This window comes from Mycobacterium sp. URHB0021 (assembly GCF_054057895.1).
Genome location: NZ_JBSRZT010000002.1, coordinates 4,566,584 through 4,583,806 on the forward strand (window position 1 = coordinate 4,566,584; position 17,223 = coordinate 4,583,806).

Sequence of the window (17,223 nt, forward strand, 5' to 3'; positions counted from 1 at the left end):
TGCTATCCATGGCCTCTCGTTCCCGATGGTCCGCCGTCGAAATCCGCTCACGGCGAGCCGGCAACCCATGAGCATGACGGTGCGCAGGCTCGCTCAGGATCAAACCCTTGGTCTGACGCTGGTCGCCGGCCGCGACAACGGAGACCGCCCCATCGCCTGGGCCCACGCCATCGAACTCCAAGACCCCACCCCGTACCTCTCGGGCGGGGAACTGGTCATGACCACGGGCATGAACGTCGGCAATACCGACGACCAACAGTTCGACTACCTCGCGCGGCTCTCCGCCGCCGGCATCGCCGCTCTCGCCTTCGACACCGGCACCACCCACACCGCCGTGCCGCCGGGCATCATCACCGCCGGAGACGCACTGGGACTGCCCGTCCTCAGCGTCCCCGCCGAAACACCGTTCATCGCCATCACCCGCGCCATCATCGACGAGATCACCGCCGACCAACTACGCTCCGTGCAACGCGTCGTCGACCAACAGGAGATTCTCGCCCGCGAGACACTCCGCAACGGCATCCCCGCCGTCGTCGCCACTCTCAGCAAACTCCTATCGGCGACCGTCGTCGTCATCGACGTCGACGGAAACACACTCGCCGCCAACGGATCCGAATCCGCCCACATCCGCGAACTCAGCGCCAAACTCGCGACCAGCGGCACCGGCAACAAACGGCCCCGGCACGCCAGCCGCGTCGTCGCCGACGGCTCGGGCTACTGCACTGTCCAAGCACTCAAAGCCGCCCAACCCCTGCGCGGATACCTCGCCGTCAAGACGGAAGACGCGCCGTCCCCCACCGAACGCCTCCTCATTTCCCATGCGGTGTCACTGATCTCCATCGAGTTGGGCAAACCTGCGAGAGTTCTCGATGCTGAACACCGCCTTCGTACCGCCGTCACCAACGGCCTTCTCGCCAATCCACCGATCATCGACGATGCGGTCCTCCGCTACTTCCGCATCGACCCCAACACCTCAATCGCAGTGCTCGTACTCCTCGGCACTGGACCCACATTGGCCGCCGAAAGTCACGCCAACCGCGTCCTGGAGTCACGCCGCGATCCTTACCTCGTCGGCTCTCGCGTCGATGAACTCATCATCGTGTTACGTGCCGAGGACTCCGAGTCGGCCGCGGACCTAGCCGCCGCCATCAGCGCTCAACTTCAAAGGCGTCTGCGAACCGGCATCAGCAAGACCGCGGCCATCGACCACATCACCACTGCCGTTAATCAAGCTCACACGGCGGCCCTCAGCGGCACCCCCGGCGGCGCGCTCCACGGCTTCGCCGACATGAACGTCTTCGACGTCATCCTGGGGCCACGCACCGCCGAGGAACTCACACTGATGACCCAGGCCATCGCACCGCTCGTCGAACACGATCGAACCCAAACCAACACCGCCGACAGCCTGCTCACGACCTTGGAAGGCTTCTTGCGACATAACGGGCACATGGAAGGTGCTGCAACAGAACTCGGAGTTCACCGTCACACCATGCGCAATCGCGTGGCGAAGATCGCTCAACTGACAGGCCAAGATCTGCACAATGCCGACACACGCGCACACCTCCTACTGGCAATTCGAGCCCGCGAACTACTGCGCATAACCGCTATGGACCCCCCGCATTGACCTCTGGAATGACAAAATGCCACGCAGAATGGCACCACATCATCAGGTGTTGATTCTCTCGCTTCGCGAGGATCCGATGTGCGGTAGCCCGACTCGGACACTTCACTACACCACACCGAAGCGCGCAACCACTCTCGCGTTCGTCCGGTCGATCACCATCGTCTGTGACGGCCGCGATTGATCGGTGTGTTCGATCATCACCTCGAGCGCGGTTTCGATCCAGCGGCCGTCGGTTCTCGACGCCTGATCTGCCGTTTCGTCGGCCAGCCGGCCACACCCAGTTGACGGTAGGCGCGGACCCACCGTTTGATAGTCCGGTCCGTAACGGCAAGCTCCGCGGCTTTCGCGGCGTACTTGGCTTCCATAGGGAGTCGGCGATCCAACTCCTGTCGTGGTTTGAATCGCCCTGGATATCCTGGAGGCACATCACCTCCGGGAAAGCCAGGGCGTCTTAGTCGTCACCGCCCTGGTCGACCAAGGATTCACCGGCCCGCTTGCCGGCATCGCCAGCGAAGACAGCTTCATTCCCTTCGGCGACGCCACACTGGAAGTTCTGCTGTCCGACGATCACCATCGAGGCGCTCCCGGACCCTTGGGTCGAGGAATGGAATTGGCAGATGAACGCCGCCCGCCCAAGCAGAGTCTGCAACGCGATGCGCGGCACCGGTGAATCCGACAACAAACCCATTCGAAAAGGCGATGATAAGGCTGCAGCGAGTATCGGAGGAATGCCATGAGCGCGACACCGAACTTGAAGAAGGCGCTAAATCAGCGGCAGCTTACGATGATCGCCATCGGCGGTGTGATCGGCGCGGGCCTGTTCGTCGGCTCTGGCGTCGTCATCGCCGATACCGGGCCGGGGTCGTTCATCACCTACGCTCTGGCCGGCGTCCTGATCATCATGGTCATGCGCATGCTGGCCGAGATGGCCGTGGCCAACCCAACGACCGGATCGTTCGCCGACTATGCCCGCAACGCGCTGGGCAACTGGGCCGGCTTCTCGGTCGGCTGGTTGTACTGGTACTTCTGGGTGATCGTGGTCGGCTTCGAGGCGATCGCGGGCGCGAAGATCATCCAGTACTGGGTCGACATCCCGCTGTGGTTGTCTGCGTTGGTCCTGCTGATCTTGATGACCGGGACCAACCTGTTCTCGGTGTCGTCGTTCGGCGAGTTCGAGTTCTGGTTCGCCGGTATCAAGGTGGCCGCGATCGTGGTGTTCATCGGGCTGGGTTCGCTGTTCGTGCTGGGCTTGTGGCCGGACAAGTCGCTGGATTTCTCCAACCTGTGGACCCATGGCGGGTTCTTCCCACTGGGCGCCCTTGCGATTACCGTCGGCGTAGTCACGGTGATCTTCTCGATGGTGGGCGCCGAGATCGCGACGATCGCGGCTGCAGAATCGGCGGATCCGGAGCGGGCTGTGGCGAAGGCCGCCAACTCGGTGATTCTTCGGATCGCGGTGTTTTTCGTCGGCTCGGTGTTCCTGCTGGCAGTGATCCTGCCTTGGAACGACGAGCAAGCGGGCGCGTCCCCATTTGTCTCCGCGTTCACGAAAATGGGGATTCCCTACGCCGACCACATCATGAACGCCGTGGTGTTGACGGCGGTGCTGAGCTGTCTGAATTCGGGCATGTACACCGCCTCCCGCATGCTGTTCGTGCTCGCCGCGCGCCGGGAGGCACCGGCGCAGCTGGTCGCGGTGACCCGCCGTGGGGTGCCGGCCACCGCGATTCTGGCATCGTCGTTGGTCGGCTTTCTGTGTGTCATTGCCGCGGCCGTCTCGCCGGACACCATTTTCGCGTTCCTGCTGAACTCCAGCGGAGCGATCATCCTGTTCGTCTACCTGCTGATCGCGATCTCACAGATCGTGTTGCGTTACCGCACCGACGACTCGAAGCTTCGGGTCAAGATGTGGCTGTTCCCGGTGTTGTCGATCATCACCGCGGTCGCGATCGTCGCGATCCTGGTGCAGATGGGCATCCAGGCGGATGTGCGGTCGCAGTTGGTGCTGAGCCTGCTGTCGTGGGCCGTCGTCATCGTGCTGTTCCTCGCGAACAAGTGGTTCATTAGTCGCCGGCCCGTCGTGGAGGGGGTCGCGCCGACGACACGACCTCACCGGGTGCTCGTGCTGGCCAATCAGACCGTTGGGTCCGACGAACTTCGCGACGAGCTGCGCCGCATCGGTGCGGATCGATCGGCCACCTACTTCGTGGTCGTGCCGGCCAGCCCGATCGAAACGGGAACCGCCGCCACTCATGGTCCGCTCGACGTCGCGGAAGCGACCAGGGAGATCGCCCAACAGCGGCTGGAGGACACCCTATCCACCCTGCGCTCCGAAAATCTCGACGCCGACGGCACGTTGGGTGACTATCGGCCGCTGCGCGCCCTTTCCGCCGCCGTCGATTCATTCCATCCCGATCAGATCGTGATCTCGACGCTGCCGCCCGAAGAGTCCGTGTGGCACCGCTTCGACGTCGTGGACCGCGCCCGGGCCGAGCACAGAATCCCGGTGACGCACGTCGTGTCCCGGGTACCGGCTGAGGCATCCGCTCGATGACCATCGTCGCTGGGTTCAGCTCGAGCCGACAGGGTGTCGCGCCGCTGAACCTGGCGGCGCAGATATCGCGGTGGACCGGCGACAAGGTGGTGGCCGCGGCGATCGTGGAACGGCCGTGGCCGGCGAAAGGCGACCCCGTTGAGGAGGAGTACCTGCGCTATGTCACGTCGCAGGCTTCACGCTCACTCGACAGAGTGGTCAGCCAACTGCCGGGGGATCTCGACATCCCCACGGTTGTTCACCAATCCACCTCTATTCCGACAGGTTTGCTCGAACTCGCTGCCGCTCACGACGCCCGTATTGTCATCGTCGGTTCGTCGTCTTCCGGGCTGCTGGGCCGGGTGGCGCTGGGCAGTGTGACCGAACGGCTGGTGCACACCGCGGCAGTGCCCGTCGCGATCGCTCCGCGCGGCTACCCGCTGGGGCCCGATCCGATACGCCGGCTGACCGCCGCGTACGGCGGCGAAGCCGACATCAACGGCCTCATCCCTGCGGCCGCCGAGCTGGCCACCCAGTGGCCAGTCCAATTACGGATCGTGTCGTTCACGGTGCGGCCGGTGAGGATGTTCGGCGGCTCGATCGAATCCTCGGCGGAGGACCTTGTCATCCAACAGTGGTCGCGCAGGACATTCGACGATATCGCCAAGCAGCTCAACGCCGTTCGCGACCGCATCTCGATTCCAGACGTAGACGTCGTGGTCGGGACTGGCCACGATTGGCGCGAGGCCGTGGAAGATGTTCCCTGGGAATCCGGGGACATGCTGTTGCTGGGATCGGGGGCAGCAGGACAGACCGCTCACGTATTCCTCGGCTCGGCCGCCTCGAAGATCCTGCGCCACGCACCTGTCCCCGTGATGATCGTTCCGCGACACCACATACCGGTATAGGCAGGGCCAGCCCGCCGGCGGGCCGACTGAACAGGCCACTTTTCGCCCAGCGGGACGTTCTGCGCTCCCAACGATCGGAGGTTCAATATGGTCAATCGTCTGCTGCTGGCGGCTGCAGGGAGTTCCCGACTCGAGCACGCGGTCGCCAACAACAGGGTCCTGGGCAAGACGGTGCACCGATTCGTCGCGGGAACACAGCTGTCGGACGCGGTGTCCGCGGCGGTCGACCTCAACACTCGGGGGATCGGCGCCATCCTCGATCTTCTCGGCGAGGGGGTCGAGGATCTCGCCGGCGCGAGCGAGGCGGCGGGGCAGTATCTGGAGGCTGTGGAGATCATCGCCGAACGTGGGATCGACTCCACCGTCTCGCTGAAGCTGTCCCAGCTGGGGCTGACCGTCGACGGTGTGGCCTGTGCCGCGAACCTGGCCATGATTTTGGAGCGGGCGACGGAGCTCGGGGTCGGTGTCGAGGTCGACATGGAGCAGAGCGACCTGGTCGGCAGGACGCTGGACGTGTTCGAGAAGGCCATCGGCCGCTATCCGCAGACCCGCCTGGCCATTCAGGCGTGCCTGCGTCGCACCCCGTCCGATCTGGATTCGTTGGCCCCTTCGAAACCCCGGATTCGCCTGGTCAAAGGGGCCTACGCCGAGCCGATCGAGCGGGCGCTTGTGTCGAAGAAGGAGATCACCGCCCAGTTCCACTACCTGACCGACTGGCTGTTCGCGCACGGCAGCCTGCCCGCCTTCGGCACACACGACGGCGCCTGTATCGAGCACGCGGAAGCGGCGGCGGCACGGGCGGGCGTCGACAAACGCGACTTCGAGATCCAGTTGCTGTACGGCATCCGAAGGGACCTGCAGAAGAGGCTTGCCGACGAGGGGTACCGGGTCCGCGTCTACATCCCGTTCGGTTCGGCCTGGTACCCGTACCTGATGCGGCGGATGGCCGAACGACCCGCGAACATGCGGTTCTTCCTGCGTTCCCTGATCGGTGGCTGAGACCAGCGCCAAGCAGCCCGCTGACAACCACTAGGAGTTGACATGGACACCATCAGCAACGTCCCGCTGCCGGTGAACGAAGCCGTCCACGACTACGCACCGGGCAGCCCCGAACGGGAAAAGCTCACGCTGCGGCTCGAGGCGATGGCGGCCGAGCGGGTGGAGCTGACGATGGCGATCGGCGGCGAGCACCGCCTGGGCGGGGGCGAGCGTATCGACGTCGTCCAGCCGCACAACCGTAAGGCGCAGCTGGGGACGCTGGGAGATGCCACCGCCGACGACGTGCGTCAGGCCGTCGATGCCGCCAAGGCGGCCGCGCCGGGGTGGCAGGCGATGTCGTTCGACGACCGGGCGGCGATCTTCCTCAAGGCCGCCGATCTGCTCACCGGCCCCTGGCGGGCCACGCTCAACGCGGCGACCATGCTGGGTCAGAGCAAGACCTGCTATCAGGCCGAGATCGACGCGGCCTGCGAGATGGCCGACTTCTGGCGGTTCAACGTCGGCTACGCCCGAGAGATCCTGCAGCAGCAACCGGTCAGCGGGCCGGGGGTGTGGAACCGGCTGGATCACCGCCCGCTGGAGGGCTTCGTGCTGGCCATCACTCCGTTCAACTTCACCGCGATCGCCGGGAACCTGTCGACGGCGCCCGCGCTGATGGGCAACACGGTGGTCTGGAAGCCGGCGCCGACCCAGCAGCTGTCGGCTCACTACACGATGCACTTGCTGGAGGCTGCGGGACTGCCGACGGGCGTGGTCAACATGGTCACCGGGCGCGGGCAGGCGGTCAGCGAGGTCGCGCTGCCCGATCCGGCGCTGGCGGGTATCCACTTCACCGGCTCAACGGCGACGTTCGGCCATCTGTGGGGCTCGGTCGCGGAGAACCTGCGTGCCTATCGGGCGTACCCGCGATTGGTCGGGGAGACCGGCGGGAAGGACTTCGTCGTGGCTCATCCCTCCGCCGACATCGACGTCCTGCGGGTCGCCCTGGTGCGCGGGGCCTTTGAGTACCAGGGCCAGAAATGCTCGGCGGCCTCCCGCGCCTACGTGCCGCGCTCGTTGTGGGCCAGGATGCGTGAGGACCTCGTCGGCGAGGTTGACTCGCTGCCGATGGGTGATGTCACCGACTTCCACAACTTTTTAGGTGCCGTCATCGATGACCGATCGTTCGCCAAGCTGAGCGCGGTCTTCGACCGGGTGCGTGGCGAGGACGGGGTCGAGATCGCGGCCGGCGGGGTGGCCGACGACAGCGTCGGGTTCTTCGTGCGTCCCACCGTGGTCCTGGCCGACGACCCAGACCATGAGGTGTTCACCACCGAGTACTTCGGGCCCATCCTGGGGGTCTTCGTCTACGAGGACTCCGACTACGACACGGTGTTGTGTGAGTCTGCCGCCGTCGGCCCATACGGGCTCACCGGCTCCATCATCGCCCAGGACCGGGCCGCCATCGCCGAGGCGATGGACGTGCTGCGGTTCGCAGCCGGCAATTTCTACATCAACGACAAGCCGACCGGGGCGGTGGTGGGGCAACAGCCGTTCGGCGGTGCCCGCGGCAGCGGAACCAACGACAAGGCGGGGTCCATCCTGAACCTGCAGCGCTGGGTTTCCCCCCGCACGATTAAGGAGACCTTCGTGCCGGCAACCGATTACCGCTACCCCTACATGGACTGATCAGAGACGCATGCCCGGCCTTGATGCCCCCGACCCGTCGACTGTTCCGAGGCTGCACGCCTACACCAGCGTTTGGCGGCTGCGTGCCGATGCGTGGACCTCCTTGGCCGACGTCACGAAACGGCTGGCCGACGCCCTGACACCCACCGATCTGCGTCCGGGGTTGCAAGCCAGAATCACCGAGCTGGTGTTGCTGCTGGACCCACTGGAGACCTACTGGGCCTATCCCGGTCGTGGCCAATTGCAGCAGATCGGCGCGCTGCGCGACACGGGCGACTACGAGTCGGCGATGCGACTGACCGACGCGGTCAGCCGTCAGCTGTCCGGCCGGGACGACCCGACCGGACAGCCTGTGTTCCAGGTCCTGGTGGTCGATGACATCCCCACGCCGGAGGCGGATGCCCTGCGCGAGGAGATGCGCAGGCTGCGCCGCCCCGAGGATCCCTTCACCTACGAGCTGGTCATCGTCCCCACCTTCGAGGACGCCCTGGTCGCCGTGCTGCTCAACTCCGAGGTCCAAGCGTGCATTATCCGGCCGGGCTTCGCCGTCACCTCGCCGCACAATCTGGCCGATATGGGCCGGTTCATCGAGAACGTCGATCTGGCCGCAGTGCACCCGCTTTCCACCGATGAGCGGATGCTGCAGCTCGGCGAGCAGATCGCCGAGCGGCGTCCCGAGGTCGACCTTTACCTGGTCGCGCAGGTCTCCATCGAGCAGCTCGCCGGCACGCTGACCCGCCGGTTCCGGCGGATCTTCCAACGTCGGGACCTCCTAGAACTGCACCTGACGATCCTGCAGGGTGTGGGAGAGCGCTACGAGATGCCGTTCTTCACTGCCCTACGCGGCTACAGCCGCCAGCCGACCGGGGTGTTCCACGCACTGCCGATCTCCCGGGCCAAGTCGGTGGTCAACTCGCCCTGGATCCACCAGATGAGCGACTTCTACGGACTGAATATTTTCCTGGCCGAGACGTCGGCCACCTCCGGCGGTCTGGACTCCCTGCTCGACCCGTCGGGCCCCATCAAGAAGGCACAGCAACTGGCCGCCCGCGCCTTCGGTGCCGAGCAGACCTTCTTCGTCACGAACGGGACATCGACGGCCAACAAGATCGTCGTGCAGTCGATGATCACCCCCGGTGACGTGGTCCTGGTCGACAGGAACTGTCACAAGTCCCACCACTACGCCCTCGTGCTCGGCGGCGCGCGGGTGACCTACCTGGACTCCTACCCGCTGGACCAGTTCTCGATGTACGGGGCTGTCCCCCTGGCGACTATCACGCAATGCCTGCGGGAATACCGCCAGCAAGGACGACTCGACCAGGTCAAGATGCTGTCCCTGACCAACTGCACCTTCGACGGCATCGTCTACGACGTCGAGCGGGTCATGCATGAGTGCCTGGCGATCAAACCGGATCTGGTCTTCCTGTGGGACGAGGCGTGGTTCGCCTTCGCCGGCTTCCACCCGATCTATCGGCGGCGGACGGCGATGGCCGCCGCGCGCCGGCTGCAGCAGCGTTACCGCAGTGCTCAATACGCTGAGGAATACGCCGCAGCGCAGGCGGCAGGTGGGCAGGACGAGGCTGGCCCGCTGCCGGACCCCGACAAGGTCCGGATCCGGGTGTACGCCACCCAGTCCACCCATAAGACGCTGACCGCGCTGCGGCAGGGGTCGATGATCCACGTCTTCGATGAGAGCTTCCAGCACCTGAACGAGGAGGCCTTCGACGAGGCCTACATGACGCACACGTCCACCTCACCCAACTACCAGATCTTGGCCTCGCTGGACGTCGGCCGCGCCCAGGCCGAGCTGGAGGGCTACCAGCTGGTGCAGCGGCAGGCGGAGCTGGCGATGAACCTTCTGGACGCGGTCGAGGCGCACCCGCAGATCAGCAAGTACTTCCGGTTCCTCACCACGCCGGAAATGATCCCCGCCCGCTACCGCCAGTCCGGCATCGACTTCCCCCTCCGCGGCGGATTCTCCCGGATGGAGCAGGCCTGGCAGCGCGACGAGTTCGTCCGTGACCCCAGCCGCCTGACACTTCTGATCGGCCTGACTGGGATCGACGGCGACACGTTCAAGCACAGCTTCCTGATGGACAAGTACGGCATCCAGGTCAACAAGACCTCGCGCAACAGCGTGCTCTTCATGACCAACATCGGCACTACTCGCAGCTCGGTGGCCTACCTGATCGAGGTGCTCGTCAAACTGGCCGAGGAGCTCGACGACGAACTCGCGCGGCTGGGCCCACTCGGACGACGCGAGAGAGACCGGCGTGTGACCGCCCTCACCGGCAACCCGCCGCCGCTGCCGAACTTCAGCCACTTCGCCGACCGGTTCCGGCCCGATCCTCGCGGTCCGGACGGGGACCTCCGCGCCGCCTACTTCCTCGCCTACGTGGCCGGGGCGTGCGAATACCTCCCGCACGACGAGCTCGCCGCACGGGTAAGCCAGCGCCGGGAGGTCGTCTCGGCCATGTTCGTCACGCCCTACCCACCCGGATTCCCCATCCTGGTTCCCGGGCAGGTCGTGACGGCCGACATCCTCGCCTTCATGTCTGCGCTGGACACGCGCGAGATCCACGGGTACCTCCCCGAATTCGGCTACCGAGTCTTCACCGACACTGCGCTGCACAGCGGCCCTAAGCCCAACGCAGCCTCCCCACCAAATGGCACCGGTCCCAGGAACTGATCCTGACTGACCCGCTCCACCCGGGAAGCGGCCGGTTGGTCGCTTGGTTGAGCACATTCACCGGGCCACACTGCGGTCAAGGCGGTGGGCCCCAGGGCCGCCTTCCACTCGGCGGCATCGACATCAGTAAAATCGGTTCACTCGCCGTAGGTGCGCTCGCATATCTGTTGTTGTTCAAGGTATTCCATGAAGTCGCCACGCCAGTCGCCACCCGCGGCATCTCCACCAACGGGGACACAAAGTATTCCAATTCCGAATAGCAACACCAGTAGCCGCCCTCCGGCCCGGCGCGACGAGCAGGATCCGGTTACTACCGGGACCGCAGTGTTGCCGTTACGGTCGCGGCCGCGAGGATCGACAACGCCAGCACCAGTAGCCAGTCGCCCAGCCGTTGGTACACAGTGGTGCGCGACCCGAGCGGAACCTCCACCTCGATCACACCCCGATAGGTGGACGGGCACCAGGCGAGCTCCCGGCCTTCCGCGTCGAAGGCCGAGCTGACGCCGGACAGCCCGGTGTGCACCGCGGCGCGGCCAACCTCGACGGCGCGTACCGCGACCTGGGTGGCCAACTGCGGCTGAGCCCAACTGCCCTGGAACGTCGAGGTGGAACTCTGGTACACCAGCAGCTGGGCGCCGAGTTGCACCTCACGGCGCGGCAGGTCGGAGAAGGTCGTTTCAAAGCTGATCAACGGGCCGATGGCGATCGAGTCCGTATGCAGCACCACCTGTCCGCTCCCGCGTCGCAGGTCCTCGGCTGCGGCCTTGGTGGAGCCGGTGATCCAGCCGAGGAGCGGGCGTAAGGGCACGTACTCGCCGAATGGCACCAGCCGGGTTTTCTGGTACGAGCCCAGTGACCCGTCGGGTCCAATGAGGTTGGACGACTTGTACATTCCTCCTCTCGGCGAGCGTGCGTCGACGTTGACGAGGAGGTCGGCGCCGACCCGTCGGGACAGGTTGGTGAGCTCTGCCATGAGCGCCGGAGTGCTGCTGAGGTCGACACCGATGCTGCTCTCCCCCCACACGACCAAGTCCGGATGCTGGCCCGCCAGAGTGGCGGTGAGCCGCGCGCTGGCCGACCGACGGGCTGCGGAGTCGGAGATGTCGCCCGGCTGCACCAACGCCACCCGTACCATCGGACCGACCGGAGGTGCCGGACTCAGCACGAACCAGGCCGGCCCCAGTCCTGCGCACACCAGCGCCACCGCCGACGTGATGGCCCGACGGGCGACATCCCGGTGCAAGATCACCCCTGCGACCGCGGTATTGGTCGCAACGAGCAGGAAGCTCGTCAGCCACACCCCGCCGAGGGAGGCCGACACCAGCGTGGCGGGCTGATTCCACTGCGACGCGCCGAGCAAAGCCCAGGGCCCGCCGAGACGGTGCCACGACCGCACCGCCTCGGCCAGCACCCACGCGCTGGGCAGTACGGCCACGGCAGCAAGCGTCCCGCGCAGCGTGATCGAGTCAGACAGCAGACGGTGCGCCGCCCACCCCCACGGCACCCACAGCGCGCCGAGTCCGGCGGCCAGCACCGCCAGCAGGGGGCCGGCACTGGGCACAAGCCAGTACTGCGTGACCAGCACGTACCCGGCAAGACCCCACCACGCCCGCACGCCGCCCTCACGCGCGGTCGGTGCGGCGCGCACCACCAGCAGGAGCGGTGTCAAACCGAACCAGGCCAGCCACCACCACGACGGCGCCGGGAAGGCAACCGCGGGCAGTCCCCCGACGACCAACGCTGCCGCGCGTCCAGGGGTCCGCGGTGGATCCGGTTTCTCATCGCCCCGCCGCCACTTCCCGCCCAACATCACGGCCGCCGACGAGGACCCAGCCGAGTACCAAATCGGCGGGAAGCGCTGCAGCGAAAAGTATTTCGAGTCCAACCCCGCACAGCAGGCCCACGACCAACCTGGGGCCGTCCACCGCAGATCTCAGACCGCCGCATCCCATCACCAAATCCCGCACCCGCCAAGACCCCTGCAGCAATCGGCTTCACGCGACACAGTGAAAGGATGATCACGAGCAACATGATCCCCGACAGGATGTCCGCCGTTCTGCTGACGGACAACTGCCGGCAGGTCGATTCATTCTGCTAGTTGCTCCGTAAACTGCGCAGAACATCGGATTCGACGCCAGCCACGCCTTCTTCCCTCCACTTGATTCCTCCGCAGGAGCCAACTCTGCAACCGTACTCACAGCCCCTCCGAGGGCGGTGTCCATGGTCTGCTCGGTGAGCAGAACGCTCGACGGTCGCGCATGTACGGCGGCGAGTGCTGTCGATACCTCACGGCGCCTCGGGAAGAGGTTGCATTGTCGTCAGCGGTTTCGCGCGCGGACGACAAGCCGCGCTTCGCGACGGCCTGGTTCGAGGCGTGCCGTCTCCTCCAGCCACATCGCGCGGCCCGACAGCATTGGGCCGAACGAATCAGTTGCAAGGCCTATCAGGCCAAACGCCTTGAGGGCGAATAACCCTGTAAGCCAGCGTGTTTCGCGCAGGGCCCACCACGGCGATCCCGGCATCGCAGGAGACGACCAAGCCGATCGCCCATCGGCCTCATAGATGTGTCCCAAAGGACACGGGTTGAACCGCACAATGCCAGGATCAGATCCACCGTTGTTCTGACAGTCCCCCGGTTCGGAGACCGTCACCGACGTTGCGCTGCGACTTGGATATCGTGGGTCGCACTCGGGAGCGGCGTCAGTTCGGTTGTGCATATTTCGAAGACGTGCCCCTCTGTCATTTGCTCTGACGCTCGTCGAGTTCGATGGGGGCGCGGGCGCGCGCGTGAACGACGGGCCACCCGATGCTGGAGGTACATGCCGGTCAGTCGTGCCCCCGCGTCGAACATCTCGCATGTTGCGCTCGCGTCGCCCTCAGCCGAGTGTACGTGCGCGAACCCGGAGTGCACGGAAGACCGTCGGTGACCTCGGTGATGAAGGTGGTAATGGTTGCCAAATTGGCAGACAGAGCGCATCTCAATTCCGCACTTGAGCATCGCCCCCGAGGGTGGTGGAGAAGGACTTGCTATCAAGACGCACCGATCGAATCGTTTCGGCTTAACGGTTGAGCACGTGGGTCTGGAGCAAGACGACCTATGGCACTTAATCTTTGGACAAGTCGAGTCGATCGGATTGCGCCTTCGATATAAGACGATCCCTGGCTTGTCGAGGACTCACAAGAAGCGAGAACCGATGAGGGTTGCCTTGCTCACGGCGGAACTTTCGTCATTGCGCGCCGCCGTGGCAACTATCCGAAGGATGTGACGGGTTCGCCGAAGACACCCGTATCAGGAACGAGACCGATGATAGCGTTTGTAGATTCGGCGGTGCCGGTGGTGGCGTCGCGGAACCGATAAAGGTCTGCGGCAGCGTTTTTGGCGGCCGGCCCGGGGTGGGATGCGTTCCTTGCGGCGGTGCGCTCGCCCGGTGGCGGCGGTGGCCATCGCTGTGGTGTCCAAGGCGATGACGTGGCCGCTGTCGCGGACCATCACCCCTAACCCGTTGGCAGCCATGCGAGGCGGGCGACCACGATGCCGGTGGTGGTGGCGATATCGCAGAACTGCCCGCCCACTGGATGGCTGACGGTCACATCGGCGGCGGCAAGCTTCGGTGGCACCGAATACCGGTTGCCGCGTAGGACACCAACGCCTGTCTCGAGGCGGTGCGGGCCTCGGAGACGATCACCGGATAGGGAACCGCGGGCAGCGGTCGTGGTGGCACCGTTTCGGCGACCACAGCGATCGAGGAGCGGCTGCCGGCGGTGGCCCGTCTCCGGGTGTCGCCGCGCATCGAAGGAGGGCCGCCCTTCACGGCGGAGCCACACGGGTGGGGATTTTCGATGAGCGTCAGCGGGAAATTCAGCGAGCGCAGTCAGGTGTGCCATCCGGTGCTTCCATTGGGGCGATCGTCGACGTGAAGTTGGTAGAGGTCGACGTAATCGGTACCGAGGCGCGTCAGCGAGCCGTCGATGGCATCGAGAAGGTGCTTGCGGGAGCCGCCTTGGTCCCCGGACGACGGACCCATCGCGACACCGGCCTTGGTGGCGATGATGAAGCGGTCCCTTTTACCCCGCAACCAGTCACCGACGACCTGCTCGGTACGTCCAACGAGGCTCAGGTCGCTTCCCATGGGGTAGGCGTCTGCGGTGTCGAGGAAGTTCACGCCGGCATCGGCGGCCTTGTCGAGGATCTGGTGGGCCACGTCTTGGTCGGTTTGTAGGCCGAACGGACCGACTGACCAACCAGCTTGAACATCACACCAGGCATCAGCCCACTCACGGCCGCTTGGGACACTGGCGGCCCACTGCCACACATCAGCAAGGAAGTCTAACAATGCAGAACCCGCTCCGACGCTGGTCAGAGCGGGTTTCTAGAGTCGGGCTGACAGGATTTGAACCTGCGACCACTTGACCCCCAGTCAAGTGCGCTACCAAACTGCGCCACAGCCCGCGGCGCTGCCGGGATCGCCGGCAGCAGGTCGAAAGCCTACCGCAGCCCACACGTGCGAACCCAACCGCCACCAGTGGGTACACCTGCGCCATGACTGCTCGCGATGACACCCCGCTGTGGCTGTTCGCCGACCAACTCGGACCGGCTACCTACGGCGGCGAGCATGCCCACCGCGACGTGCTGCTCGTGGAGGCGACATCGGCACTGCGCCGTCGCACCTATCATCGCCAGAAGCTGCACCTCGTGCTTTCGGCGCTGCGCCACGCTCAACGCGACCTCGGCGACCGTGCGACGGTCTTCCAAACCGACACCTATACCGACGCGCTGAAGCGCTACCGACGCCCGGTGCTGGTCTACGAACCCACATCACACGCTGCCGAACAATTCGTTCACCGCCTCAAGGACCAAGGCTTGGTGGCAGACATCCTGCCCACCCCCACCTTCGCCCTTCCCCGCGCGGACTTTGCCGACTGGGCCGGCGACCGGACCCGCTTCCGCATGGAGGACTTCTACCGCGACCAGCGCAGGCGATTCGACGTGCTGATGGACGGCGGCGAACCCGTCGGCGGCCGCTGGAACTACGACACCGACAACCGCGAACCTCCGCCGAAAAAGCAAGCGACGCTTGCTGTTCCGAAGCCGTACCAGCCACGCGAAGACGACATCGACGACAGGGTCCGGCACGACCTCGACCGCATGAGCATCGACACCGTCGGCAACGACGGCCCGAGGCTGTTCGCCGTCACCCCCGCCGAAGCGCAGCGGGCCCTGGCCCGTTTCGTGGAGCACCGGCTACCGGCGTTCGGTCGCTACGAGGACGCCATGATGGGCCAGGACTGGGCGATGTCGCATTCGCTGCTGTCCGTGCCGCTGAACCTCGGCGTGCTGCATCCGCTCGATGCCGTCCACGCCGCCGAGCAGGCCTACCAGCGGAAGGCGGCGCCGCTGAGCGCCGTCGAAGGTTTCATCCGCCAGATCCTGGGCTGGCGCGAATACATGTGGCATCTGTACTGGCACTTCGGACCGGGCTACCTCCACAACAACACCCTGCACGCGCGCACGGCCCTCCCGAAGTGGTGGCGCGAACTCGATGCCGACGCCGTCACCGCCGCGTGCCTCCACGACGCGCTGACCGGCGTCCGCGACCGCGGATGGACTCACCACATCCAACGACTGATGGTTCTCGGCAACCACGCCCTGCAGCGGGGCTATCACCCGCGTGAGCTCACGGAGTGGTTCGCGACTGCCTACGTCGACGGCTTCCGATGGGTGATGCCGACCAACGTCGTCGGGATGAGCCAGCATGCGGACGGCGGCAAGCTGGCCACCAAGCCCTATGCCTCCGGCGGCGCATACATCAACAAGATGAGCGACTACTGCGGCGATTGCGCCTACGACCCGAAGAAGCGCATCGGTGAGGACGCCTGCCCGTTCACCGCGGGCTACTGGACCTTCGTGCGACGCAATCAGGACCTGCTCGCGCAGAACAACCGCACCCGGCGCGCGGTGTCTTCGATGGAGCGCCTGGCCGACCTCGACGCCGTGCTGGAGCAGGAAACCGCGCGAAGGCGGTTCTGAAATCAGACGGTCAACAGCCGATACAGCCCGATGAGTCCGACGACCACGATCACCGCGCGCAGGGCGTTCGGCGACAGCCGCCGTCCGTAGTGTGCGCCGAGGAATCCGCCCGCCAACGACCCGGCCGCGATCAGGCCGGCCGCCAGCCAGCTGATCCGGTCGAACGCGACCACCGTGTACGCCACCGCCGCGACGATGTTCACCACCAACGACAGCAGGTTCTTGGCCGCATTCATCCGCTGCATGTCCTCCGGCAGCAGCGCGCCCATCGCGGCGACCAGCAGGATGCCCTGCGCGGCCGTGAAGTAGCCGCCGTAGATGCCGACCGCGAAGGTCGCCAACACCACCGCCGTCATCCGGCGCCCACTGACGTGCTCGGCCGTGTCGACGGCACTACTGCCGGCCCGCCGCAGCGCGTACGCCTGCACTCGCGGCCCGACAAGGACGAGGACCAGCGCCAGGATGAGCAGCACCGGCACGACGTCGTGAAACACCTGTTCCGGCAGATGCAGGAGCAGCCACGCACCGACGATTGCACCGATGAGCGAGGCGGGGATCTGCCACTTCAGCCGATCCCACTGACCGCTGAGCTCGCGGCGGTATCCCCAGGTCCCCGAGACGCCGCCGGCGACCAGACCGACCGCATTGGACATCGTCGACGTCACCGGCGGATAGCCCAGGGCGACCAGAGTCGGGAAGGTGATCAGGGTGCCCGAGCCCACGACCGCGTTGATCGCGCCCGCCCCGACACCGGCCAAGGCGATCAGCATCATG

The 17,223-nt window shown here is 65.7% G+C and carries 11 protein-coding genes, 1 tRNA gene and 1 pseudogene; 7 read left to right on the top strand and 6 right to left on the bottom strand.

Going from position 1 to position 17,223, the window contains the following annotated elements:
* Positions 1-67 precede the first annotated feature (67 nt).
* Positions 68-1,624, top strand: a complete 1,557-nt coding sequence (locus ACVWWN_RS24825) for a PucR family transcriptional regulator (protein ID WP_457146218.1) — start codon at positions 68-70, stop codon at positions 1,622-1,624.
* Positions 1,625-2,075: 451 nt separating this feature from the next.
* Here ACVWWN_RS24825 and ACVWWN_RS24830 read toward each other — a convergent pair whose 3' ends face one another.
* Positions 2,076-2,288, bottom strand: coding sequence for a hypothetical protein (locus ACVWWN_RS24830; RefSeq protein WP_457146219.1), 213 nt, complete (start codon positions 2,286-2,288; stop codon positions 2,076-2,078).
* A gap of 69 nt (positions 2,289-2,357) precedes the next feature.
* Between ACVWWN_RS24830 and ACVWWN_RS24835 the strand changes: the two genes are divergently transcribed.
* From ACVWWN_RS24835 to ACVWWN_RS24855, 5 genes are all read left to right on the top strand, one after another.
* Entirely contained in the window at positions 2,358-4,178 is a 1,821-nt protein-coding gene (locus tag ACVWWN_RS24835; RefSeq protein WP_457146220.1) for an amino acid permease, read from the top strand.
* Complete coding sequence (locus ACVWWN_RS24840; RefSeq protein WP_457146221.1) at positions 4,175-5,065, top strand: universal stress protein; 891 nt, start codon at positions 4,175-4,177, stop codon at positions 5,063-5,065. Before ACVWWN_RS24835 ends, ACVWWN_RS24840 begins: the two co-directional genes overlap by 4 nt.
* Before the next feature lie 87 nt (positions 5,066-5,152).
* On the top strand, positions 5,153-6,064 hold the full coding sequence (locus tag ACVWWN_RS24845; protein WP_457146222.1) for a proline dehydrogenase family protein: 912 nt from the start codon (positions 5,153-5,155) through the stop codon (positions 6,062-6,064).
* Positions 6,065-6,106: 42 nt separating this feature from the next.
* The gene (pruA, locus tag ACVWWN_RS24850) at positions 6,107-7,732 is read left to right on the top strand and encodes an L-glutamate gamma-semialdehyde dehydrogenase (protein WP_457146223.1); all 1,626 of its coding nucleotides are present in this window, start codon (positions 6,107-6,109) and stop codon (positions 7,730-7,732) included.
* A 10-nt stretch (positions 7,733-7,742) separates the two neighbouring features.
* Positions 7,743-10,421 carry an aminotransferase class I/II-fold pyridoxal phosphate-dependent enzyme gene (locus ACVWWN_RS24855; RefSeq protein WP_457146224.1) on the top strand — a complete coding sequence of 893 codons (2,679 nt, stop codon included), beginning with the start codon at positions 7,743-7,745 and terminating at the stop codon, positions 10,419-10,421.
* 310 nt (positions 10,422-10,731) lie between these two features.
* On the opposite strand, the gene lnt is transcribed toward ACVWWN_RS24855, so the two are convergent.
* The 4 genes and pseudogenes from lnt to ACVWWN_RS24875 all read right to left on the bottom strand — a co-directional run bounded on the left by lnt (position 10,732) and on the right by ACVWWN_RS24875 (position 14,871).
* A complete protein-coding gene (gene lnt, locus ACVWWN_RS24860) occupies positions 10,732-12,231 on the bottom strand; it encodes an apolipoprotein N-acyltransferase (RefSeq protein WP_457149263.1) in 1,500 nt (499 codons plus the stop codon).
* Positions 12,232-13,670: 1,439 nt separating this feature from the next.
* A pseudogene (locus tag ACVWWN_RS24865) lies at positions 13,671-14,212 on the bottom strand (Mu transposase domain-containing protein); the annotation flags it as partial.
* An 81-nt stretch (positions 14,213-14,293) separates the two neighbouring features.
* Positions 14,294-14,734 carry an aldo/keto reductase gene (locus ACVWWN_RS24870; protein ID WP_457149264.1) on the bottom strand — a complete coding sequence of 147 codons (441 nt, stop codon included), beginning with the start codon at positions 14,732-14,734 and terminating at the stop codon, positions 14,294-14,296.
* A 63-nt stretch (positions 14,735-14,797) separates the two neighbouring features.
* Positions 14,798-14,871, bottom strand: a tRNA-Pro gene (locus ACVWWN_RS24875).
* A 90-nt stretch (positions 14,872-14,961) separates the two neighbouring features.
* Here ACVWWN_RS24875 and ACVWWN_RS24880 point away from each other — a divergent pair.
* A complete protein-coding gene (locus tag ACVWWN_RS24880; RefSeq protein ID WP_457146225.1) occupies positions 14,962-16,449 on the top strand; it encodes a cryptochrome/photolyase family protein in 1,488 nt (495 codons plus the stop codon).
* Between the two features lie 2 nt (positions 16,450-16,451).
* Here the strand turns inward: ACVWWN_RS24880 and ACVWWN_RS24885 are convergent, their stop codons facing one another.
* The gene (locus ACVWWN_RS24885) at positions 16,452-17,222 is read right to left on the bottom strand and encodes a sulfite exporter TauE/SafE family protein (protein WP_457149265.1); all 771 of its coding nucleotides are present in this window, start codon (positions 17,220-17,222) and stop codon (positions 16,452-16,454) included.
* Position 17,223: the final 1 nt, after the last annotated feature.